Genomic DNA, 22,559 nt, shown 5'->3' with positions numbered 1-22,559 from the left:
GATTCGAGGCGAAGATGGTGTGGGGAGACCGCCGCGAGGCATGGCAACAGCGATCATTTGACGCGCGTACACCCGGGGATGTCGACTATGCGCGGGTCATCCATTCAGCGTCGTTCCGACGCCTTCAAGGCAAAACCCAAATCTTAAACCTCGGCGACAGCGATTTTTACAGGACGCGTCTTACCCACTCGCTCGAGGTTGCGCAGATTGCTGTTGGGCTCACAATCCAGCTTCGTCATAACCTGCCAAGTCACAAGGCAATCGCTTACCTACCTGAACGAAGCATGATGCAGGCGATCGCCTGCACTCATGACCTCGGCCACCCACCTTTCGGCCATGGCGGCGAGGTGGCACTAAATTACTGCATGCGAGATGCTGGTGGCTTCGAGGGTAATGGGCAGACGCTTCGTATTCTCGCGAAACTTGAGAAGATGTCGAAGGCAGCCGGCTCCAATCTTACGCGTGAAACGATGCTCGGCGTGCTGAAATATCCTGTATCTTACGGCAAAGCCAAAGGCCAAAATAAAAGACCAGCACTGCTCGAGAATACCAGTGGCACACCTATCCTTGATCGAAAAGCCTCAAAACCGCCGAAGTGCTACCTAGACTGCGAACAGGATGTGGTCGATTGGCTTCTCGATCCGTTCGATCCTGCAGACCGGGCGGAGTTCCAACTGTTCAACGAGGTGCCCGGAAAACATCAAGAACCGAGGCACAAATCGTTCGCATGTAGCTTAATGGATTTGGCAGACGACATTAGCTTCGGCATTCACGATCTGGAGGATGTGCTTGCTCTGCGTCTTATTACTCGGGAGGCATTGGAAAAGCACGTAACGCCGCAAGACTGCACGGCGCTTTTAGACTATCTGAACTCTGAGTATCCGGGTCAGTACGGCAATGATGTCTATGCAGGCTTTATTGATCGTCTTTTTGGCGATGGAAACGAGCGCAAGCATCAGATCAACCGTGTTCTCAACATGGTAATTCCCTCAGTCACCATTTCTGAAAAAGAAATTTTTGCGGAGCCGCGGATTAGGTACCAAGCTGTGCTTCCCGCACCTGTTATGGATTTTGTAATTACGATCAAGAATCTGGTCCGGGAGGAAGTTGTCTACAGCCCAAGCGTACAGCACCTGGAATTCAAAGGTCAAATGATGGTGATCGCGGTGTTTGAGGTGATGCGTTCAGACCCAGAGAAGTTTCTGCCAAGTGATGCATATGGACGATACAATGAAGCAGGCGATCCTATACGTCAAATTTGCGATTACGTAGCCGGTATGACCGATGGGCATCTTCTCCGGACGTATGACAGACTTTTCAGCCCAAGGATGGGTTCTGTATTCGATAAGCTTTAGTTCGATCCTGGATTCGTAGCGCGGAACAATGATGGATGTCACACATTCAATTTCACGAAATGGAACCTTATCACTATGCTGTAAATCAACGCGGGAGTGATACCTTACAATTCTCTGTGGTCTTAGGCCCCCGCAACCAAATTGATACCCACAACAAAAAAGCCCGCTGAACAGAAATGTTCGCGGGCTTTTCTGCGTTCAAATCGCAAACGACGAAAAAGAAAAGCGTACAGAGGCAATCGCCGATCAGCCCGTCGAACACTCATACCGCACAGCACCCGTGTGCCCGTCCACACCCGCAAGGCTGACGCCATAACCCCACAAATGCCGCACATGGCCAAGCGTCGCGTCCCGGCTGGTTTCCTCCAGTAAGACACCGCTCTTGATCCGGTGCTGAAGCCGCAACTGCCGGTCTCCCAACAGGTCGACATCAACAACCTGGATGTCCTGCTGGGTGGCGGTGAGCCTGGGCAGTGCGCTTGCGCCTCAGTCATCCCCCCAAAATCCCTATGGGATTTTTATATCTCTCCTTAGCGCGCCGTCTCGAACGCTAATGCGGTTCAGGGCGATGGTCAGCGTGGAATTCAGGCCCCGAATCTTGCGTCGCGCAGGATCAAACGGGGCCTCTTTCGCGTCGCTGCCCTCCTTTGAAGAGGAGGGAAAGATGAAATTCAACAAAAGGAGCCTGGATCGATGATGGATATTGTCTTGATCGGGATCGGCGTTTTGTTTTTCGCGCTGTCGTTTGCCTACACCCGGGCCTGCGACCGTCTCTAATTCGAAGGATTAAGAGAAATGTTTGTCGATTATGTGCTCGGAGCCGGCGTGACCGTGTTTCTCCTCGCCTATCTGACCTACGCCCTCATTCGCCCTGAGCGCTTCTAACAACGCCAGGTTCGGAAAGTTATTGCCATGACACTCAACGGATGGATCCAGATCCTCATCTTCTGCGGGATCGTCATTTTGCTCATCAAGCCGCTCGGCGCCTATATGACGCGCGTCTTCGGCGGTGAGCGCACATTGCTGTCGCCTCTTTTTGCTCCGCTCGAGCGGGGCCTTTACCGGCTGTCCGGCACCAGCGAAAAGGAAGAGCAGCACTGGACGAGTTATGTGTTCTCCCTGCTCCTGTTCAATCTCGCCGGCTTTGCCATTCTCTATGCGCTGCAGCGGTTCCAGGGCTTCCTGCCGTTCAATCCTGCGGGCATGACGGCCGTCGGGCCTGAGCTTTCGTTCAACACTGCCACCAGTTTCGTCGCCAACACCAACTGGCAGAATTATGGTGGCGAAAGCACGATGTCCTATCTCGTGCAGATGGCCGGTCTGACGGTGCAGAATTTTGCATCAGCTGCGACCGGCATGGCCATCGCCGTTGCGCTCATTCGCGGTTTCGCGCGCGCTTCCGGCAAGTCGATAGGCAATTTCTGGGTCGATATGACCCGCGCCACGCTCTATATCCTTCTGCCGATCTGCATCCTGCTGACGATTGCCTACGTCTATCTCGGCGTACCGCAGACGCTGGGCGCCTACGTGACGGCAACGACGATCGAGGGCGCGCAGCAGACCATCGCGCTCGGCCCTGTCGCCTCGCAATTGGCAATCAAGATGCTCGGCACCAATGGCGGCGGCTTCTTCAATGTCAACTCCGCTCATCCTTTTGAAAATCCGGATGCAATCTCCAACCTCATCCAGATGGTGACGATCTTTGCCATCGGTGCAGGCTTCACCAATGTCTTCGGCCGCATGGTCGGAAACCAGCGCCAGGGTTGGGCGATCTTCGCCGCGATGGGCGTACTCTTCCTCGCCGGTGTCGCGGTGACCTATTGGGCCGAAGCTGCCGGTAATCCCCTGGTTCACGCCATGGGTATTGATGGCGGCAACATGGAGGGCAAGGAAGTCCGGTTCGGCATCGTCCTGTCGTCACTGTTCGCAGTCGTGACAACGGCCGCCTCCTGTGGTGCCGTCAATGCCATGCACGGCTCGTTCACCGCATTGGGTGGCCTGATCCCTCTGATCAACATGGAGCTGGGTGAAGTCATCATCGGCGGCGTTGGCGCCGGTTTGTACGGCATCCTGATGTTCGTCATCCTGACGGTGTTCGTTGCCGGCCTGATGGTGGGCCGCACGCCGGAATATCTCGGCAAGAAGATCGAGGCCAAGGAAGTCAAGATGGCTGTCCTTGCCATCCTTATCCTGCCAGCAACCATGCTCGGTTTCACCGCAGTCTCCGTCCTGTTGCCGACAGGCGTGGCCTCGATCGGAAATCCGGGACCACACGGCTTCTCGGAAATCCTCTATGCCTATACCTCGGCTGCCGCCAACAATGGCTCGGCTTTCGGCGGGCTCACCGGCAACACGCCCTGGTACAATATCACGCTTGGCATCGCCATGCTGATGGGCCGTTTCCTGGTGATCATCCCGGCGCTCGCCATTGCCGGTTCGCTGGTGACTAAGAAGACGGCACCGGCTTCGGCAGGGACGTTCCCGACCCACGGCCCGCTCTTCGTCGGTCTTTTGTGCGGCGTCATCCTGATCGTCGGCGGTCTCACCTTCTTCCCGGCGCTGGCGCTCGGGCCGATCGTCGAGCACCTGGCCATGATCTCGGGTCAGACCTTTTAAGGTGCCGCCATGAACCGCTTGTTCCAGCAGAAGTTCAAAAGGCTCCTCAACCCTCGCGACGGTGATCCGCCGCGAGCAGCAGCCCCGCAGGCCACCAGCATCATCATCGCTTTTATGCTGGTCCTGCTGGTGATTGGCGGTCTTGCCCACGCTTTTACCGAATTGTTCCACGGCTGACGCGGTCGCCGTGATGTCACACACAAAAGAAACTGGAGTTCTCTTATGAGCCAGTCCAAATCTGCGAGCCTGATGGACTCTCGCATCCTCATTCCCGCGATAGGCTCGGCTTTCGTCAAGCTTGATCCACGCACGCTGGCCCGCAACCCGGTGATGTTCGTCGTCGCCGTCGTCTCGACGCTGACAACCGTCCTGTTCCTGCGCGATCTCTTGACCGGTGGCAGCGATCTCGGCTTTTCGCTGCAGCTTAATATCTGGCTGTGGTTCACGGTATTGTTTGCCAATTTTGCCGAAGCCGTTGCCGAAGGTAGGGGCAAGGCGCAGGCTGAATCGCTGCGCAAGACCCGTACCGAAACGCAGGCCAAGCTTTTGACCGGAACGGATCTCAAAAGCTTCAAGATGGTCTCCGGTACAAGTCTCAAGGTCGGTGATATCGTTCTCGTTGAAGCCGGCGATATCATTCCGTCCGATGGCGAAGTCATCGAAGGGGTTGCCTCCGTCAACGAAGCCGCGATCACCGGCGAATCGGCGCCCGTCATCCGCGAATCCGGCGGCGACCGTTCCGCCGTCACCGGCGGCACGCAGGTTCTGTCGGACTGGATCCGGGTGCGCATCAGCGCCGCTGCTGGCTCCACCTTCATCGACCGGATGATCGCCCTAGTCGAAGGCGCCGAACGCCAGAAGACGCCCAACGAGATCGCCCTCAACATCCTGCTTGCCGGCATGACGCTGATCTTCGTTCTGGCCGTTGTAACGATCCCGAGCTTTGCCACCTATGCCGGCGGCTCCATCCCTGTAATTGTACTCGTCGCCCTGTTCGTGACGCTGATCCCGACCACGATCGGCGCGCTTCTCTCGGCCATCGGCATTGCCGGCATGGACCGCCTGGTGCGCTTCAACGTTCTGGCCATGTCCGGCCGTGCCGTCGAGGCTGCAGGCGACATCGATACGTTGCTGCTCGACAAGACCGGCACGATCACGCTCGGCAACCGCCAGGCAACCGAGCTTCGCCCGGTCTCGGGCGTGTCGCAGCAGGACCTTGCCGATGCCGCGCAGCTGGCGTCGCTTGCCGATGAGACGCCGGAAGGCCGCTCCATCGTCGTGCTGGCCAAGGAGAAATACGGCATCCGCGCCCGTGACATGGCGCAGCTGCACGCGACCTTCGTGCCGTTTACGGCGCAGAGCCGCATGAGCGGTGTCGACATCGAGGGTTCATCGATCCGCAAGGGTGCGGTGGATGCGGTCCTGAGCTACGTCGCCAGCCAGAACACGGCGGCCCGCCCGGATACCGTCCGCGAGATCCAGGCCATTGCCGACGAGATCGCCAAGTCCGGTGGCACGCCGCTCGCTGTCGTTCGCGACGGCCGTCTGATGGGCGTCGTTCACCTGAAGGACATCGTCAAGGGCGGTATCCGCGAACGGTTCGCCGAACTACGCCGCATGGGTATCCGCACGGTGATGATCACCGGCGACAACCCGATGACGGCGGCTGCGATCGCTGCCGAAGCCGGCGTCGATGATTTCCTGGCCCAGGCAACGCCGGAAAACAAGCTGTCGCTGATCCGCGAGGAACAGGCCAAGGGCAAGCTCGTCGCCATGTGCGGCGACGGCACCAACGATGCCCCGGCGCTTGCCCAGGCCGATGTCGGCGTCGCCATGAACACCGGTACGGTCGCAGCCCGCGAAGCCGGCAACATGGTCGATCTGGATTCCGACCCGACCAAGCTAATCGAGATTGTCGAGATCGGCAAACAGCTCCTGATGACCCGCGGTGCGCTGACGACATTCTCGATTGCCAACGATATAGCCAAGTACTTCGCCATCATCCCAGCGATGTTCCTGGCCTTCTATCCGCAGCTTTCGGCGCTGAACATCATGGGCCTTGCCTCGCCGCAAAGCGCCATCCTGTCGGCGATCATTTTCAACGCGCTGGTTATCGTCGCGCTGATCCCGCTATCGCTGCGCGGCGTCACCTATCGCGCCGTCGGCGCCGGCGCTCTTCTATCGCGCAACCTGCTGATCTATGGCCTCGGCGGCGTCATCGTGCCGTTCATCGGCATCAAGGCCATCGACATGGCCATCACCGCCCTTGGCCTTGTGTAAAACGGTCTCGTTTAAAGGAATATTCCAATGCTGAAACAATTGAGACCCGCGCTGGTCATGATCGTTGCAATCACCATCATTACAGGCCTTGCTTATCCGCTCGGCATGACCGGCATTGCCCAGGCCCTGTTCCCGCATCAGGCCAATGGCAGCCTGATCGAAAAGGACGGGACCGTTGTCGGCTCCGCCCTGATCGGTCAGGTCTTTACCGGAGATACCTATTTCCACGGCCGTCCGTCGGCTGCCGGCGATGGCTACAATGCCGCCTCGTCCAGCGGCTCCAACCTCGGGCCTACCAACCCGAAGCTGCTCGACCGTATCAAGGCGGAAGCGGAAGCTCTCAAGGCTACCAATCCTGGCGCTGCGTTACCGATGGATTTGATCACCGCTTCGGGCAGCGGTCTTGATCCGCACATCACACCGGAAGCCGCCTATTTCCAGGTTCCACGCGTCGCCAAGGCGCGTGGTATGGATGAGGGCAAGGTCCGCACGCTGGTCGATCAGGCTGTCGAGGCCCGCGAACTCGGTATTCTCGGTGAGCCGGCGGTCAACGTCTTGGCGCTGAACATGGCGCTTGATAAAGCTGTCTAGCCTTGTTCGGTCACGGCATCGCGCTTCGACAAGGAGGCGCGATGCCGGTGGCGATCTGATGAACGGAACCGGTCCCAAACCCTCTGGGCTTTTGGGACATGTCCGGAATGGTCAAAAGCGGCATCCTGCCGCTTTTCGGCATTGATGAGGAAAGACGAGCGCGCATGCGGGACGATGTCCGCGATATGGATGGAAGACCATCTCCCGACGCCCTGTTGCAGCGGGCGGAGCAGGAAACGCGCGGCCGCCTGAAAATCTTTCTGGGCGCAGCGCCCGGGGTCGGCAAGACCTATGAAATGCTGACCTCCGGCCATGCCAAAAAGGCCGATGGCGTCGACGTGGTGATCGGCGTGGTCGAAACCCATGGCCGCAAGGAGACCCAGGCGCTTGCCGCTGGGTTCGAGATCATTGCGCGCACGCCGATCGAATACAAGGGCCGTCATCTCGACGAAATGGATATCGATGCCATTCTCGCCCGGCGTCCCGGCCTCGTTCTTGTCGATGAACTGGCCCATACCAATGCACCCGGTAGCCGGCATCCCAAGCGCTACATGGATGTGCAGGAACTGTTGTCGCGCGGCATCGACGTCTACTCGACGCTCAACATCCAGCATGTCGAAAGCTTGAATGACGTCGTCGCCCAGATCACCCGCATCCGCGTGCGCGAAACCGTCCCCGATTCAATCATCGACCGGGCCGACGATATCGAGATCATCGATCTGACGCCGGAAGACCTGATCAAGCGCCTGCATGACGGCAAGGTCTATATTCCGAAGACGGCGCAGCGGGCGCTGGAAAACTATTTCTCGCCGGGAAACCTGACAGCCCTTCGTGAACTCGCACTTCGCCAGACCGCGCAGCGCGTGGACGATCAACTGCTGACGCATATGCAGGCGAACGCGATTTCCGGCCCTTGGGCGGCGGGTGACCGCGTATTGGTCTGCGTCGATGATAAGCCGCGTAGCGCGTCCCTCGTGCGCTATGCCGCCCGTTTGGCGGACCGCCTGCGGGCGCCTTTGGTGGCGCTGCATGTGGAAACGTCCCGGTCGATTCATCTTTCAGAGGCCGCGCGCGACCGCATCGCCGCGACGCTGCGGTTGGCCGAGCGGCTGGGCGCCGAAGCGCTGACAAGGCCGGGCTCCGACGAGGCCGAGGAGATCGTCCGGGTCGCTGCATCCAGCAACGTCACTCACATCATCGCCGGAACGCCGAGAACATCCGGATGGCGGGAATGGCTGCACGGGTCGGTGACCAGCCGCCTTATCCGGCGCGCCGGCAACATCAGTGTCCATGTCATCGCCGGTGATGACCGCGAGGGCGAATCCGTTGCAACGGGTGTCAAGACCGTCCCGGCTTCAACCCAGTTCAAGATTAAGCCCTATGCGCTGGCAACGCTTTATGTCGGCTGTGCGCTCGGTGTGGGTTTTCTACTCGACCAGTCGCTTGACGTGCGCAACATCGCACTGGTTTTCCTGATGGCGGTGCTGACTACAGCGGTAACCAAGGGTTTGCGGCCGGCTCTCTATGCCAGCGTCGTCAGCGCTGTATGCCTGAATTTCTTCTTCCTGCAGCCGCTTTATACGCTGGATATCAGCGATCCCGACAGTGTTGTCGCGTTCATTCTTTTCTTCATCGTGGCCATCATCGCCAGCAACCTGACTGCCAGCGTCCAGCGGCAGGCGGCCGCTGCACGGTTGCGGGCGCGTACCACCGAAGATCTTTATTTGTTCAGCAAGAAGCTGGCAGGCACCGGTACGCTGGACGATGTGCTCTGGGCGACCGCATTTCAGCTGGCCTCGATGCTGAAAGTACGGGTCGTATTGCTGTTGCCGGAAGACGGGACGATTGCGGTCAAAGCCGGCTATCCGCCGGACGATACGCTCGACGACGCGGATATTGCCGCGGCCCGCTGGGCCTGGGAGCACAATCGTGCTGCCGGACGCGGTGCCGATACGTTGCCCGGCGCCAAACGCCTTTACGTGCCCTTACGCACCGGCCGCGCCGCCGTCGGCGTCATCGGTCTCGACAATGACCGGCAAGGGCCGTTGCTCAGCCCAGAGCAGCAGCGGCTGCTGGATGCACTCGCCGATCAGGCGGCGCTTGCCATTGAGCGCGTGCAGCTTGTGGCCGATGTTGACAATGCGCGGCTGGCTGAAGAAGCCGGACGGCTGCGTTCGGCGCTACTCACCTCGATTTCGCACGACCTGAAGACGCCGCTTGCCGCCATCATGGGTGCTGCCGGAACGTTGCGCGACTATCAGTCCGCCTTGCCGGAAGAAGACCGCATCGAACTTCTGACCACCGTGACCGACGAATCCGAACGGCTGAACCGGTTCATCGCCAATCTGCTCGATATGACCCGGATCGAATCCGGCGCCATGGAGCCGAACGCGGCCTTTCACTACACCGGCGATATCGTCGGCAGCGCGCTGCGCAGGGCACGCAAGATTCTGGCCGATCACACTGTTGACGTCGAGGTTCCTGCCGATCTGCCGATGATCAGGGTCGATCCGGTGCTGTTCGAACAGGTGCTGTTCAACCTGCTCGACAACGCTGCCAAATATGCGCCGGAAGGATCGACGATCCGCGTGCGGGCTGAAAGCAATGGCGAGCGGGTTCTGATCCGGATTTCCGACGAAGGGCCGGGTATTCCGCAGGGTGATCTGGAACGGGTTTTCGATACGTTCTACAGGGTGCGCAAGGGCGATCATGTTCGGGCTGGAACCGGGCTTGGCCTCTCGATCTGCCGTGGTTTCGTCGAGGCGATGGGCGGTACCATTGCTGCGGAAAACCGAATCGATCACTCCGGTGCCGTCTTTACCATCAGCCTGCCACTGCTGCCGAATGCCCCCAATCTCAAGGACATGAAATGACGCTCTCTGCGGTGAAGATTCTGGTCGTCGATGACGAGCCGCCCATTCGCCGGCTGCTGCGCGTCGGCCTGGCAACGCAGGATTATGCCGTCAGCGAAGCCGGTAACGGCAAGACGGCGCGCGAAAGCGTGAAAAACGAGCAACCAGACCTGATCCTGCTCGACCTCGGCCTGCCGGACATGCCTGGCCACGATCTACTGCGCGGCTGGCGCGAGGAGGGCCTGACGTTGCCGATCGTCATCCTGTCGAGCCGCACCGACGAGGCCGGAATCGTCAAGGCGTTGGAGCTCGGCGCCGACGACTATGTGACCAAACCCTTCGGCATGAACGAACTGGTGGCGCGCATCCGCGTCGCACTGCGTCACCGGCTGCAGCAGCAGGGGGAAAAGCCACTGTTCCAGACCGGGGGTCTGTCGGTCGATCTGGTCAAGCGCATCGTCAAGGTCGATGGCCGCGAGGTCAAACTGTCACCGAAGGAATACGATATCCTCCGAATTCTTGTGCAGCACGCCGGTAAGGTGCTGACGCATAAATTTCTGCTGAAAGAGGTCTGGGGCAATGCAGACGACGTGCAGTATCTGCGCGTCTATGTGCGCCAGCTGCGCCAGAAGATCGAGCTGACGCCCGACCAGCCGCAATATATCACCACCGAAACCGGTGTCGGTTACCGCCTGCGCGAAGCCGACCTTTAGTCAGCTTCAGCTACAGGTTGTTGCGGTTCAGCCAGTTGCGCAAGACGGTGATGCCCTCCGGCATATGCAGGCGGCCGAAGCCAATGCGCAGGCAATTTTGCGGCACGGGCGTGAGTTCGGAGTGATAGACGCTCGACGGCAGGAAGAATACGCCGGCTTCCTCGACCGCGCGCCGCGCAAATTCCTCGACGCCTTCCGGTCCCTTGTAGCGGATGAAGGCGACGCAGCCGCCGTCCGGTTCGCGCCAGTCGAACAGATGCGGAAAATCGGCGAAAAACGTGTTCCACTCGGCGATATTTTTGCGGACGATCCCCCGCGTCCGCGCCAGAATCGTGTCGCGGTTCTTCAGGGCGATGCGGGCCAGAACTTCCGAGGGTGCCGAATTGCAGATCGACAGGAAATGCTTGTAACGTTCGCAACGGGTCAGGAAATCTGCGTCCTTGCAGGCCAGCCAGCCGATCCTCAAACCCGGAAGCCCATAGGCCTTCGACAGGACGTTGAGCGAAATCCCCCGCTCATAGGCATCGACCGCCTGCGGCAGGCGCAGCGCTTCATCTTTCTCGATCAGACGGTAGACTTCATCGCTGAACAGCCAGATGCCATGCTTGCGGCAGAGCGCCACGAGCGCATCGAACGTCGCATGCGGCAGAATTTTTCCGGTTGGGTTGTTGGGAAAGTTGACAGAGATCAGCTTGGTATTGAGCTGGAGTGCAGCCTCGACGAGGCCGATATCGAGGTTCCAGTCACTGTCGACGTCGAGCGCCACGCCGGTGACAGCGCAGATGCTGAGCGGAATGGTTTCGGCGGCCTGATAGTTGGGCGTGATGACGATGGCGTGGTCGTCCGGCGTCAAAAGCACCTTCATCGCCACATAGATCGCTTCCTCGGCGCCGGCAAAGCACATCAGGTTTTCGGGCTGAACGGTGTCATAGGTTCGCGCAATCTCCTGCCGCAGAAGGGGTGCGCCAAACGTCTCGGTATAACCGAGGCTGAGATTTTCGAAGTCGGTGCGATCCTCGTCGGTGGCCATCGCCAGAAGTTCCGGCAGACGCATGCTTTCGGCATCCGAAGCCGTCATGTTGTATCTTGCGGTAAATTCCCATTTCGACATGAAGGTCTCGAGCACAAAATCGCGCATCGGCTTGCTCATCATGGCTCTCCTTGAACGGCGGCGTCCGGTTTCTGGCGGATCGCGGCAAGGCGGTTGTAGATCGTTGCTCTCGACAGTTTCAAAATCTCGGCGACATAGGGAACGGCCTTGCGGATGGCAAAGACGCCGCGCATTTCCAACAACGCGATCAGGCCGTCCATGTCAGCGCCGGTAAGCCCCGCCATGCTCGTCCTGTGTGTCGCGAGAAACTCCCCGATCACCGCGTTGACGGCCTCGCGCCAATCCTCCGCCATCAACGCCGAGGTCTTCGGCAGCGGCGCGGCAATATCCATCATCGATTTCAGTTGGTCGAAGATGCCGGCAAACGCCTCGATATCGTAGTTGATACACAGGAGGCCGACCAGCTTTCCATCGGCATCGCGCAGCACGGAAGTGATGGCTTTCAGCCTGCGGCCGTCCCAGTTGGATTTGCCGTAGGGGCCGATCACGTCATCATTAAGGGTCGAGATCAAGCCAGCCTCGTTGAGGGAACTGTCCCCCGGCCGGCGTCGCGAAAAGGCATTGGCGATATGGAAGATCAATCCGGTCTCAAGGTCATGCAGGACCGCTTCAACATGCGGTGAAAACAGCGTGGCGACGGCGCCGCAGACCGGAATGAAAGGGGCGAGCGGATGAGACATGAGGCCTTATCCACTCGAATTGACAATTTGTCAATATTGACAAATTGGATAATTATCGTCCGAACGATGGTTTGCTGGAATTGAGCTGCCGCTGAAACTCCGGGTCGCGCTGCGATAGTTTCTTGTGCAGATGGACCATCATGCCTGCGGCAAAGAGTGGAGTGAGCAGGTTGAGTAGCGGCACGGCTAGAAATGCAGCAAGGACAAGACCGCTGAGGAAAACGGTGCCGGCATGTTTGGCGCGGAAAAGCCGGGCTTCGGCGGGCGAGCGATAGCGCATCGCTGCAAATTCGAAGAATTCACGGCCGAGCAGATAGCCGTTGACCAGGAAGAAAGCGATCAGGTTTATGCCCGGGATCAGCAGCAGAAACAGGGCAATGATGTTGCCGATAATGATGACGCCGAGAAATTTCAACGTACCGGAAATCGCCTCGCCCAGCGGCAAGGGCCGTCCTGCGGGTTCCTGCGGGTAGTCGCGTTTCTCGACCACCTCTGCGACATCGTCGAGAAAGAAACCGGCGATCAGCGCCGTAACCGGTGCCAGCAGCAGTGCCAGACCCAATGCCAGCCCCAAACTCGCAAAGATGCCAACAACGAATGTCAGCCATCCTGCCCAGTCGGGCGTTCCGGGCAGCAAGGCGTCGAGCCACGGTAAGGCGAGATAGATGAACAGTTCGCGTAGAGCGAACCACAGCCCGACCAGCGCCAGAAGCGTCAGGCCCAGCACTTTCCAGAAGACGGAGCGCGTTTCGGGCGCGAAAAGATTGGCAAAGGAAAGCCGCGCCGCGTCGAGTATCATCCGGTATCTCCCTTAAAGGCATTCGTGCCGCTGTCTGCGCATGTAGGCGGGGTGTGGCCTGCGGGCAAGGCTGCGGAGCCTGCGACCTTGAAAAGCCGGCGAAAATCATGTGCGAAGGGCGCTGTTTTCGCTGCCAAAACCAGCGCAGCGCCGCTATGGTGCCGCCACAAGACAGCTGTGGAGTGTTGAGACGATGGATGGAGTGGACGCAAACAAGTCGGTCGCGGGCCTGTCGGTAATGCTGCAGTCCGGCGCGCTCGATCCGGTCGATCTGGTAAAGGCGTCGCTGGAAAAGATAGCCGGCTACCAGGATCAGGCAATTTTCACGGAATTGCTGGATGAACGCGCATTGTCCGACGCCACCTTGTCCTCGCAACGCCTTCGTTCGGGGCGGTCTCTCGGCCTGCTGGATGGCATTCCGGTCGCCTGGAAGGATCTGTTCGATACCAAGGGAGCGGTAACGACCGCAGGCTCCGCTGTGCTGGCCGATGCGGCGCCCGCAGCCGCTGATGCCGCTGTCGCTGCGGCGCTTGCCGGTGCCGGAATGGTTAGTATCGGCCGCACCAATCTCAGCGAATTCGCCTTCTCCGGCCTCGGCATCAACCCGCATTACGGAACGGCGCATAACCCCGCATCGCTCGACGTACCGCGCATTCCCGGTGGCTCGTCGGCCGGCTCCGGTGTGGCTGTGGCAGCCGGACTGGTGCCGGTGGCGATCGGCACGGATACCGGCGGCTCCATCCGTATTCCCGCAGCCTTCAACGGCATCGTCGGCTACAAGGCAACGCGCGGCCGCTATTCGATGCGAGGTGTCTTCCCGCTGGCAAAGAGCCTCGATTCGCTCGGGCCGCTGTGCCGCACCGTTCAAGATGCTATCTGGATCGACGCCGCCATGCGCGGACGGATTGCGCCGGATATCGCCAGGACGGACCTGAGCGGCCTGACGCTCGTTATTCCCGAAACGATCGTTTTCGACGATGCCGAACCGGGCGTCGTGGCCGCGTTTGAAGCTGCGGTTTCGCGGCTGGAAAGGGCCGGTGCACGGCTCAGGCGCCGGACATTCCCGATCTTTGCCGAGATTTTCGAGATCGGTGCACGCCATGGCGCGCTGGTCACTGCCGAAGCGTTCGCACTTCACAAGGGGCGGCTGGAAGGGCCGGAGGCGGAACGTATGGATCAGCGCGTCGTCGCCCGCACCCGGCTGGGCGAAAAGATCACCTTGGCCGACTACATCGCCATCATTGACGCGCGCCAGCGGTTGATCGCCGCCTTCGCCGATAGCCTGGAGCCCGACGAACTGCTCATCCATCCGACAGTTCCGCATGTAGCGCCGCCAATTGCGCCGCTGCTTGCCGATGACGATCTGTTCTTCAAGATCAACGGTAGGACGTTGCGCAACACGTCGATCGGTAACTTCCTTGATGGCTGCGGCGTCTCGATCCCGTGCGGGACGGGCGAAGCCGGCATGCCGGTCGGGTTCCTGTTGTCCGGCCAGAAAAATCAGGATGAGGCCCTGCTCTCTGTAGCGCGCTCGGCCGAAGCCGTTATCCGTGGTGACGCATGATCGTCTGCTTCGATATTGGCGGATCCGCCATCAAGGGTGCTGTTGCCCATGCAGCGGACCGGATCGAACCGCTCGAACGCCGCATCACGCCGCTTGATGATTTCAACGCCTTTGTAACGACGCTACGCGATGTCATCGCGGAAGCTGGCGAAACGCCGGATCGTATCGCCATATCGATCACCGGTGTCGTAGATCCGGAGACGCAGGCGATCAAATGCGCCAATATTCCCTGCATCGACGGGCGCAAGCTTGGTGCGGAGCTTTCCGCGTTGCTTGGCTTGCCTGTGTTGATTGCCAATGATGCCGATTGTTTCGCGTTGGCCGAGGCCGGTGCCGGTGCCGGGCGCGGTTACCGGATCGTGCTTGGGGCCATTCTCGGCACCGGAGTCGGTGGTGGCCTGGTGGTCGATGGCCGGCTCATCAATGCGGAGGGCGGTTTTGCCGGCGAATGGGGCCATGGCCCGGCGGTGGCTTCGATGGCTGGTACGCCTCCCGTCGCGATCCCTGTCTTCGACTGCGGCTGCGGCCAGCGCGGCTGCGTCGATACGATCGGCGGCGCCCGTGGCATGGAGCGTTTGCACTTGACCTTGCACGGCAAGACCCTGGAAAGCCATGAGATCACCGCGCTCTGGCAGAACGGCGACGCCGAAGCAGCCCGAACCGTCGATGTACTCGTCGATCTCATCAGTTCGCCGCTGGCGCTGACGGTCAATATCACCGGAGCGACGATTGTCCCGATCGGCGGCGGTCTGTCCAATGTTACGCCGCTGATTGCCGAGATCGATAAGGCCGTGCGGGCGCGGATCCTGCGAAAATTCGACCGCCCGTTGGTGGTGCCGGGCGAATGCCGGATCGAACCCGGGCTGATCGGCGCAGCCGTTCTCGGTCTGGTAGGAGAGGCTTAATGACAAATATTCTTCTGGAGGTCTGCGTCGAGGACGCGGCCGGTCTTCGGGCTGCGGTCGATGGCGGCGCCGATCGCATCGAATTGTGCTCGGCCCTGTCCGTCGGCGGGCTGACGCCATCGCCGGGTCTGATGGCGCTGGCGGGCAAGGTCGACATTCCGGTCTACGCGATGATCCGGCCAAGGCCCGGGGATTTTGTTTTCGATGCCAGCGATATCGCTGTCATGCGCGTCGAAATCGATGCCGCCCGGTCTGCAGGTCTCGCCGGCGTCGTTCTCGGCGCCAGCGGACCTGACGGAAGTCTCGATAGAGAGACTTTGGGGATGCTGGTGGATCATGCCCAGGGATTGGGGCTGACATTGCATCGCGCCTTCGATCTGGTGCCGGATTTTGCGGAAGCGGTCGAGATCGCGGTGGACCTCGGTTTCGAGCGTATCCTGACCTCCGGCGGCGCGAAACGAGCCCCTGATGGTGTCGACGCGCTGGCTGGGGTTATCGCAGATGCCAAGGGCCGCATCTCGATCATGCCCGGCTCCGGCGTGACGCTGGCGACGGTCGGCGGACTGCTGTCGCGTCTTTCCGTGACGGAAGTCCATTCGTCCTGTTCGGTAGAGAAGCCGGCTCACGATGCCCGGCTGGTGTCGCTCGGCTTTGTTGCGGCCAGTGCCAGACAAACGGACGAGCAGGCGGTGCGGGCACTGAAGGCGCGGCTGACCGTCGCGCCCTGATATGTCACGAGGCTACGCCTGGAAAACGCGTGTCCCGCCGATCCATGTCGAGGCCATGTCGAGGCCTTCCGTCAAAAGCACGAAATCCGCGTCGAGACCCGGCAGCAGCCGGCCTTTGCGGGAGGCCACGCCTGCAGCATCGGCGGGATAGGCCGATGCCATCCGCAGCGCCTCGTCGAGCGGTAGGTCCAACTTTTCATGGGCAAAACGCACGGAAGCGAGCATGTCGATATCGGCGCCCGCCAGCGTGCCGTCGGCCAGCGTCAGGCGGCCGTCCTTGCGGAAGATCTCGCGGCCGTTGAGGAAGAAGCTGGTCTGGTCGGAGCCGATCGTCGACATCGCATCGGTGACGATGAAAATCCGGCCCGGACCATTCTTGGCGCGCAGTGCGATGCCCATCGAAGCCGGATCGATATGGAAGCCATCGGCGATGATCCCCGCATGCAGGCTACCAATATCGAGAGCCGCGCCGACAACGCCCGGTTCGCGATGGCCAAGCGGGCTCATCGCATTGAACAGATGGGTCACGGTACGCGCGCCTGCCTTGGCATAGTCCACGATGGTCTTGTAGCCGGAGTCCGTGTGGCCGAGGCTGACGATGATACCCGCTTCGGCGAGCGCTTTTACCTGCGCAGTCGTGGTGTTTTCCGGTGCGACGGTGACCATCATTGCGTCGAAGACCCCGGCGCACGCGAGCATGGCGTCGAGATCGGCCTGATCCATCGGTCGGATCAACGCGGGGTCATGGGCGCCCTTGCGGGCAACGGAAAGATGCGGTCCTTCGAGATGAAGCCCCAGAAACCCGGGTACGCCTTCGGCCTTGGCCTGCCGGCCAGCGGCGATGGTGCGGGCGCGAATCTCGAACGTATCGGTGATCAGGGTCGGCAGCAGTGCCGTGGTTCCGAATTGCGCATGCGCTGCGCAGATGGTGCGGATGGCGTCAACGTCCTGCTGGCCGTTCAGCATCACGCCACCACCGCCATTCACCTGCAGATCGATAAAGCCGGGGACAAGCAACTGACCGTCGGCCGCGACTGTCTCTGTTCCGGCAGGCAGATCGCTCTGCGGCAGAATGCCGGTGACCACTCCGCCATCGAGCAGCAACACCTGGCCGTCATGCCAGAACAGGCCGTCGAAAATCCGGGCTCCGGTGATAGCTGTCTGTGAGGTCATCTCGTTTCCGTAACCTTCTTGAGAGCGACGGGCGCATCCGGATTGAGACCGCGCGAGCGCGACCAGGATTCGACGAAGCCGTAGAACGGGATAATCAAAGCCAGCGCATCGGTGATCGGATGTCCGGTGGCGACGAACGGTAGGGTCTTGGTTGCCTTGGCCTGCGCAGATGTGACGAAGGCCAGCGCACCCTTGGCGCTCAGTCCATCGAGAATGCCGGCGACGGAACCTTCTGCCGCGTCGCGTGCGGCAAGGCCGATCACCGGGAAGCGTTTCTCGACCAGCGCCACCGGTCCATGCAGCACTTCCGCCGCCGAATAGGCCTCGGCGTGCATGCCCGACGTTTCCTTGAATTTCAGCGCTGCCTCGCTGGCAATGGCCAGCGCAGGGCCGCGTCCAAGCACGAACAGCGATTCCGCATCGCCAAGCTCGTCGGCCAGCGGCTGCCAGTCGAGCTTCACGGCCTTTGCAAACTGGGCAGGCAGATCGGCGACCGCGCGTTGCAGGGCAGCATCACCCGTCCATTCGCCAAGGATGGCAAGGCCGGCAACGATCGAATTGACATAGGACTTGGTCGCAGCAACGGCGATTTCCGGCCCGGCGAGAATGTCGAGCGGGTGGGTGCTGGCTTCCGAGATCGGCGAGGGCAGGGTGTTGGTGAGTGCGATCGTCACCGCGCCGGCCTTGGTCGCGGCCTCAGCCATTGCGACGATGTCCGGGCTCTTGCCGGATTGCGAGATGGCGATCGATGCCGCCCCCTGAAGCTGCATTTTCGCGCCATAGATCGAGGCGAGCGACGGGCCGAGCGAGGCAACGGGCCGCCCGGTCGAAAGCTCGATCGCATATTTCAGGAACAATGCGGCATGATCGGACGAACCGCGGGCGATCGTCACGAAGAAAGCCGGGTCTTTTGCGCGCAGTGCTGCACCCGTCTCTTTGACCGCTGCCTTGGATTGTTCAAGAAGGCGGGCTGCCGCCTCAGGGATTTCGTTGATTTCGCGCCGCATGTTGGTTTGCATGGTCATGTCTTTCTTATATGGGCCGCTCAGGAATCCGACAAAGTCAGTTCGGCGACGAAATCATAGGCGTCGCCCCGATAGAGCGAGCGGGTGAATTCCACCACGCGGCCGGATGCGAGGTAGGATATGCGTTCGATGGACAGGCTGGCGGAACCGGCCGGCACGCCAAGCATTGCCGCGTCCGGATCCTTCAGGCTGCAGGCGGAAATGCGCTGCACGGCGCGCACGGGCCGCGATTTGGTCTTGTCGAGTTCGGCATAGAGCGAGGTGCCAACCCGGATGGGGTCGGGCAGGAATTCCGCAGAAACACTGGCCCGCTCGATCGCAAGCGGCATATCGTCGGCGATGCGCAACCGGCCTAGCCGTGCGACCAGCGCATCGGGTGGCAGGCCAAGCGCCATCATTTCATCCGGTGAGGGATGGTATAGCCCGCGCTCGATCCATTGTGCCGTGGTCACCAAACCCCGGCGTGACATGTCCTCAGTAAACGATGTCAGGCGCGACAGCGATTGCTGAACGCGGCTCACCGGCTTGACGACAAAGGTTCCGGACCCGTGACGGCGCACCAGCAGGCCATCCTTGACCAGATCGTCGACGGCCTTGCGCACTGTTACGCGGCTGATGCTGGCATAATCGGCCAGATCCCGTTCCGGCGGCAGGGCGTCGCCATGATTGAGCTTGCCCGACAGGATAGCCTCTTCCAGCGACTGCCGCAGCTTGAGATAGAGGGGACCGGAGCCCCCTGCCTGCAGGCCGTCCAGCGGCAATATGGCCTCGAGATGCTGGGTCATGCCCTGGTCCCTGTGCCAAAGCGCTTGGCTGCGAGCGCGACCGAACCGGTCAAAGCGTCCGCCTCCGGCTCCATGAACAACGGCTGATGCCGCTCGGCAAGCCATGGGCGGTAGATCGGCGCCAACCCGCCCAGCAGGCAGAGCCTGCGGCTGCCCTGCGCCACGACGACGTCCAGCGCTTCATCGATGGTCTGTGCGCAGCTTCTTACCAGTGCGATCGCCACCGGGTCGTTGCGGCTCGCATAGTCGAAAATCCGGGGTGCAAAGCGACCGAATTCGCCGGGCCGTGCGGCGCGCGCAAATTCCACGGCCTCGCGCGGATCGTTGTTGAATTCGGCCATGACGGCATCCGTCAGCGGCGACGATGGGTGAATCCGGTCAAAGGCCAGCACGCTTTCCTGCAGAAGGGCGTGGCCGAGGCGGGCGCCGCTGCCGAGATCGCCGATCTGGAAACCCCATCCGCCGATATAGCGGACCTGGTCGTCCTGACGGGAGATATAGATGGAACCGGTGCCGAGGATTGCCACCGCGCCGTCGCTATCGCCCAGCGCGCCCTGCAGCGCGATCAGTCCATCGGATTCGATGTCGGCCTTGGCGAAGGGCAGGCGTTCTTTCACATAATGCACGGCATCGCCGACATTGCTGCCGGCAACGCCGACCAGGGCGCAAGCCGAAGCGATTTCGGAAGGGGCAATGCTTGCTTCCTCGAATGCAGCAGTGGCCGCACCGACAATATGGATCAGGGCATTGTCGGGATCGGTCAGGATGTTGGCGGCGCCGCTTTTGCCGCGCCCGAGGATACGTCCATCGGCTTCCGCTACAGCCGCACGGCAGCTCGTGCCCCCGCCGTCGATTCCCAGAATGTAATGTGGCATGGATACCTCCGAGAAAAATGATACCAAAAAAATACCATTTACCAAGGGGATTTTGGTATTTAATTGGATTTATCGATTAACAATCTGAAATATATAAATAATTTTAGAAATTGGAAATTTTCTTCGGCCGGAAGTTAATTTTTCCTAGACAATTGGTATTTTTTTGGCATTAATTTGCGAAGAGGGAGATTGAGCGTATGCCGCCAGTGAAAACCGAGGAGCGTCACGACAAGGCGATGGGACTGGATGTGATGCATCCGGCGCTTTCGCTTCGTTTGCTCGCGTCCGGCCAGCAGGCTGCGGCGAAGGCTGTTGATTCTGCTATCGAGTCCATTGCGGCTGCCGCCAAGATCGCTGCCGAAGCATTGGCCAGTGGCGGACGGTTGGCTTATGCCGGTGCCGGCAGCTCTGGCCTGATGGCCATGACCGATGCGCTGGAATTGCCCGGTACCTATGGAATCGCGCTCGATAAGGTCGTGGTGCTTCTTGCTGGCGGTGCTGCGAGCCTCACGGATCTCGCCGGTGGATATGAAGACGATATGGAGCTGGCGCGCAAGGATGTGCGCGATGCCGGTATCGGTGCTGGCGATTGTCTGATCTCGGTATCGGCAAGCGGCTCGACGCCTTATGCGCTAGCGGCTGCTGATGAGGCACGTGCGCGCGGCGCGCGGGTTATCGCCATGGCGAACAATCCCGGTGCAGTGCTCTTCCAGAATGCCGAAGTGTCCATTCTTCTGCAAACGCCGCCCGAAGTCATCTCCGGATCGACCCGCATGGGTGCTGCCACGGCGCAGAAGATCGCCTTCAACATGTTTTCCACGCTTGTCGGCATTCATCTCGGCCATGTCTACGACGGACATATGGTCAACCTGAAGGCTGACAATGCGAAACTGCGTGGCCGTGCCATTCGCATTGTTTCCGATATTGCCGGGATCGGCGCCACGGAAGCCGGCCGTTATCTCACGACATCATCAGGCTCGGTAAAGATCGCCATTCTTCTTGCTGCTGGGGCAAAAGATGTGGTGGCTGCAGAAGCAGCGCTTACCGAAGCTGGTCAAAACTTGCGCCGCGCGTTGTCTGTTGTCGCGGCACATTGAGTCCAAGGGTTTTAAAACCGCGCCAAAAATGGCGCACAATGAGGGAGAACGTAATGACCCGCACTACCTTGAAAGGCCTGCTGCTTGCATCCAGCATCCTCGGTTCCGCCGGGCTGGCGCACGCCGAAGACGTCACGCTGACGATCGAAAGCTGGCGCAACGACGACCTGACCATCTGGCAGGAAAAGCTGATCCCGGCGTTCGAAGCCAAGAACCCGGGCATCAAGGTCGTGTTCGCACCGACCGCGCCGACCGAGTATAACGCAGCGCTGAATGCCAAGCTTGATGCCGGTTCGGCTGGTGACCTCGTCACATGCCGTCCGTTCGATGCCTCGCTCGAACTTTATAACAAGAAGCATTTGGCTGACCTGACCGGTCTCGCCGGCATGGAGAACTTCTCGCCGGTCGCCAAGTCCGCCTGGACGACGGACGATGGCTCGGCCGCTTTCTGCGTACCAATGGCCTCGGTTATCCATGGCTTCATCTACAACAAGGATGCCTTCGATAAGCTCGGCATCGCCATCCCAACAACGGAAGCCGACTTCTTCGCAGCCCTCGACAAGATCAAGGCTGACGGCACCTACATCCCGCTCGCCATGGGCACGAAGGATCTCTGGGAAGCCGCCACCATGGGCTACCAGAACATCGGCCCGACCTACTGGAAGGGTGAAGAAGGCCGCGCCGCTCTGATCAAGGGCGAGCAGAAGCTGACCGACGCCGATTGGGTCGAGCCCTACAAGGTTCTTGCCAAGTGGAAGGATTACCTTGGCGACGGTTTCGAAGCCCAGACCTATCCGGACAGCCAGAACCTGTTCACGCTCGGCCGCGCCGCCATCTACCCGGCTGGCTCGTGGGAAATCGGCCTGTTCAACACCCAGGCCCAGTTCAAGATGGGTGCTTTCCCGCCGCCGGTTAAGGCTGCAGGCGATGCTTGCTACATCTCCGACCACAACGACATCGGCGTTGGCCTGAATGCCAAGAGCGCACACCCGGAAGAAGCCAAGAAGCTTCTCACCTGGATCGCTTCTCCGGAATTCGCCGACATCTATGCCAACTCGTTGCCCGGCTTCTTCAGCCTGAACTCGACACCGGTAAAGATGGCCGATCCGCTCGCACAGGAATTCGTCTCCTGGCGCGAAAAGTGCAAGCCGACCATCCGCTCGACCTATCAGATCTTGTCGCGCGGCACTCCGAACCTCGAGAACGAGACCTGGGTTGAATCGGCCAACGTCATCAACGGCACCGATACGCCTGAAGTTGCCGCCGAAAAACTGCAGAAGGGCCTCGACAGCTGGTACAAGCCTGCCAAGTAACGAATTTACCCTCCCCTTGAGGGGGAGGGTCGGCACGTAGTGCCGGGGTGGGGTGACCTTTTGTTTCGGCAACGGATCACCCCCACCCGCGCGTTCC

At 60.4% G+C, this 22,559-nt stretch carries 20 protein-coding genes and 1 pseudogene; 13 read left to right on the top strand and 8 right to left on the bottom strand.

What is annotated here, in order from left to right; genetic code table 11:
- The first annotated feature begins 14 nt into the window (after positions 1 to 14).
- Complete coding sequence (locus tag ACP7E0_RS27705; RefSeq protein WP_426129685.1) at positions 15 to 1,355, top strand: anti-phage deoxyguanosine triphosphatase; 1,341 nt, start codon at positions 15 to 17, stop codon at positions 1,353 to 1,355.
- Positions 1,356 to 1,601: 246 nt separating this feature from the next.
- On the opposite strand, the pseudogene ACP7E0_RS27700 reads toward ACP7E0_RS27705, so the two are convergent.
- Positions 1,602 to 1,814: pseudogene (locus ACP7E0_RS27700) on the bottom strand (SpoVR family protein); the annotation flags it as partial.
- Positions 1,815 to 2,150: 336 nt separating this feature from the next.
- On the opposite strand from ACP7E0_RS27700, the gene kdpF reads away from it, so the two are divergent.
- From kdpF to ACP7E0_RS27665, 7 genes are all read left to right on the top strand, one after another.
- The gene (gene kdpF / locus ACP7E0_RS27695; protein WP_037129477.1) at positions 2,151 to 2,240 is read left to right on the top strand and encodes a K(+)-transporting ATPase subunit F; all 90 of its coding nucleotides are present in this window, start codon (positions 2,151 to 2,153) and stop codon (positions 2,238 to 2,240) included.
- A 27-nt stretch (positions 2,241 to 2,267) separates the two neighbouring features.
- Positions 2,268 to 3,971, top strand: a complete 1,704-nt coding sequence (kdpA, locus tag ACP7E0_RS27690) for a potassium-transporting ATPase subunit KdpA (protein WP_426129683.1) — start codon at positions 2,268 to 2,270, stop codon at positions 3,969 to 3,971.
- A gap of 9 nt (positions 3,972 to 3,980) precedes the next feature.
- Entirely contained in the window at positions 3,981 to 4,148 is a 168-nt protein-coding gene (locus ACP7E0_RS27685) for a hypothetical protein (protein WP_162745093.1), read from the top strand.
- Between the two features lie 45 nt (positions 4,149 to 4,193).
- Positions 4,194 to 6,251: a potassium-transporting ATPase subunit KdpB gene (kdpB, locus tag ACP7E0_RS27680; RefSeq protein WP_426129681.1), complete on the top strand. Its 2,058-nt coding sequence runs from the start codon at positions 4,194 to 4,196 to the stop codon at positions 6,249 to 6,251.
- Between the two features lie 27 nt (positions 6,252 to 6,278).
- Entirely contained in the window at positions 6,279 to 6,842 is a 564-nt protein-coding gene (gene kdpC, locus ACP7E0_RS27675) for a potassium-transporting ATPase subunit KdpC (RefSeq protein ID WP_426129680.1), read from the top strand.
- A gap of 164 nt (positions 6,843 to 7,006) precedes the next feature.
- A complete protein-coding gene (locus ACP7E0_RS27670; RefSeq protein WP_426129734.1) occupies positions 7,007 to 9,715 on the top strand; it encodes a DUF4118 domain-containing protein in 2,709 nt (902 codons plus the stop codon).
- On the top strand, positions 9,712 to 10,407 hold the full coding sequence (locus ACP7E0_RS27665) for a response regulator transcription factor (protein ID WP_426129678.1): 696 nt from the start codon (positions 9,712 to 9,714) through the stop codon (positions 10,405 to 10,407). The genes ACP7E0_RS27670 and ACP7E0_RS27665 overlap by 4 nt, the downstream gene beginning before the upstream one ends.
- Positions 10,408 to 10,417: 10 nt before the next feature.
- Here ACP7E0_RS27665 and ACP7E0_RS27660 read toward each other — a convergent pair whose 3' ends face one another.
- From ACP7E0_RS27660 to ACP7E0_RS27650, 3 genes are read right to left on the bottom strand one after another with little or no spacing between them, the layout of a single operon-like run.
- A complete protein-coding gene (locus tag ACP7E0_RS27660; RefSeq protein ID WP_426129732.1) occupies positions 10,418 to 11,557 on the bottom strand; it encodes an aminotransferase class I/II-fold pyridoxal phosphate-dependent enzyme in 1,140 nt (379 codons plus the stop codon).
- Positions 11,557 to 12,198 carry a helix-turn-helix transcriptional regulator gene (locus tag ACP7E0_RS27655; protein ID WP_426129676.1) on the bottom strand — a complete coding sequence of 214 codons (642 nt, stop codon included), beginning with the start codon at positions 12,196 to 12,198 and terminating at the stop codon, positions 11,557 to 11,559. The genes ACP7E0_RS27660 and ACP7E0_RS27655 overlap by 1 nt, the downstream gene beginning before the upstream one ends.
- A gap of 52 nt (positions 12,199 to 12,250) precedes the next feature.
- On the bottom strand, positions 12,251 to 12,997 hold the full coding sequence (locus tag ACP7E0_RS27650) for a sulfate transporter family protein (RefSeq protein ID WP_426129675.1): 747 nt from the start codon (positions 12,995 to 12,997) through the stop codon (positions 12,251 to 12,253).
- A 193-nt stretch (positions 12,998 to 13,190) separates the two neighbouring features.
- Here ACP7E0_RS27650 and ACP7E0_RS27645 point away from each other — a divergent pair, with 193 nt between their 5' ends.
- Genes ACP7E0_RS27645 through ACP7E0_RS27635 form a run of 3 tightly spaced genes read left to right on the top strand, consistent with a single transcriptional unit; the run spans position 13,191 to position 16,194 of the window.
- Positions 13,191 to 14,561, top strand: coding sequence for an amidase (locus tag ACP7E0_RS27645; RefSeq protein ID WP_426129673.1), 1,371 nt, complete (start codon positions 13,191 to 13,193; stop codon positions 14,559 to 14,561).
- Entirely contained in the window at positions 14,558 to 15,466 is a 909-nt protein-coding gene (locus ACP7E0_RS27640) for an ROK family protein (protein WP_426129671.1), read from the top strand. The genes ACP7E0_RS27645 and ACP7E0_RS27640 overlap by 4 nt, the downstream gene beginning before the upstream one ends.
- The gene (locus ACP7E0_RS27635) at positions 15,466 to 16,194 is read left to right on the top strand and encodes a copper homeostasis protein CutC (protein WP_426129669.1); all 729 of its coding nucleotides are present in this window, start codon (positions 15,466 to 15,468) and stop codon (positions 16,192 to 16,194) included. Before ACP7E0_RS27640 ends, ACP7E0_RS27635 begins: the two co-directional genes overlap by 1 nt.
- A 12-nt stretch (positions 16,195 to 16,206) precedes the next feature.
- Here the strand turns inward: ACP7E0_RS27635 and nagA are convergent, their stop codons facing one another.
- From nagA to ACP7E0_RS27615, 4 genes are read right to left on the bottom strand one after another with little or no spacing between them, the layout of a single operon-like run.
- Positions 16,207 to 17,367, bottom strand: coding sequence for an N-acetylglucosamine-6-phosphate deacetylase (nagA, locus tag ACP7E0_RS27630; protein ID WP_426129667.1), 1,161 nt, complete (start codon positions 17,365 to 17,367; stop codon positions 16,207 to 16,209).
- A complete protein-coding gene (locus ACP7E0_RS27625; RefSeq protein WP_426129730.1) occupies positions 17,364 to 18,386 on the bottom strand; it encodes an SIS domain-containing protein in 1,023 nt (340 codons plus the stop codon). The genes nagA and ACP7E0_RS27625 overlap by 4 nt, the downstream gene beginning before the upstream one ends.
- A 26-nt stretch (positions 18,387 to 18,412) precedes the next feature.
- On the bottom strand, positions 18,413 to 19,177 hold the full coding sequence (locus ACP7E0_RS27620) for a GntR family transcriptional regulator (protein WP_426129665.1): 765 nt from the start codon (positions 19,175 to 19,177) through the stop codon (positions 18,413 to 18,415).
- Positions 19,174 to 20,052 (bottom strand): BadF/BadG/BcrA/BcrD ATPase family protein, encoded by an 879-nt coding sequence (locus ACP7E0_RS27615; protein WP_426129663.1) that lies wholly within the window; start codon positions 20,050 to 20,052, stop codon positions 19,174 to 19,176. Before ACP7E0_RS27615 ends, ACP7E0_RS27620 begins: the two co-directional genes overlap by 4 nt.
- A gap of 197 nt (positions 20,053 to 20,249) precedes the next feature.
- On the opposite strand from ACP7E0_RS27615, the gene ACP7E0_RS27610 reads away from it, so the two are divergent.
- Together ACP7E0_RS27610 and ACP7E0_RS27605 are read left to right on the top strand one after the other, a co-directional pair.
- The gene (locus ACP7E0_RS27610; protein ID WP_426129661.1) at positions 20,250 to 21,149 is read left to right on the top strand and encodes an N-acetylmuramic acid 6-phosphate etherase; all 900 of its coding nucleotides are present in this window, start codon (positions 20,250 to 20,252) and stop codon (positions 21,147 to 21,149) included.
- Positions 21,150 to 21,202: 53 nt separating this feature from the next.
- A complete protein-coding gene (locus ACP7E0_RS27605; RefSeq protein WP_426129659.1) occupies positions 21,203 to 22,462 on the top strand; it encodes an ABC transporter substrate-binding protein in 1,260 nt (419 codons plus the stop codon).
- The last annotated feature ends 97 nt before the right edge of the window (positions 22,463 to 22,559 follow it).

The sequence above is a fragment of the Pararhizobium sp. PWRC1-1 genome (genome assembly GCF_049897905.1).
Classification (GTDB): Bacteria; Pseudomonadota; Alphaproteobacteria; order Rhizobiales; family Rhizobiaceae; genus Pararhizobium.
The sequence above is the reverse complement of the archived record's forward strand: the minus strand, read 5'-3'. Positions and strand labels throughout refer to the sequence as shown.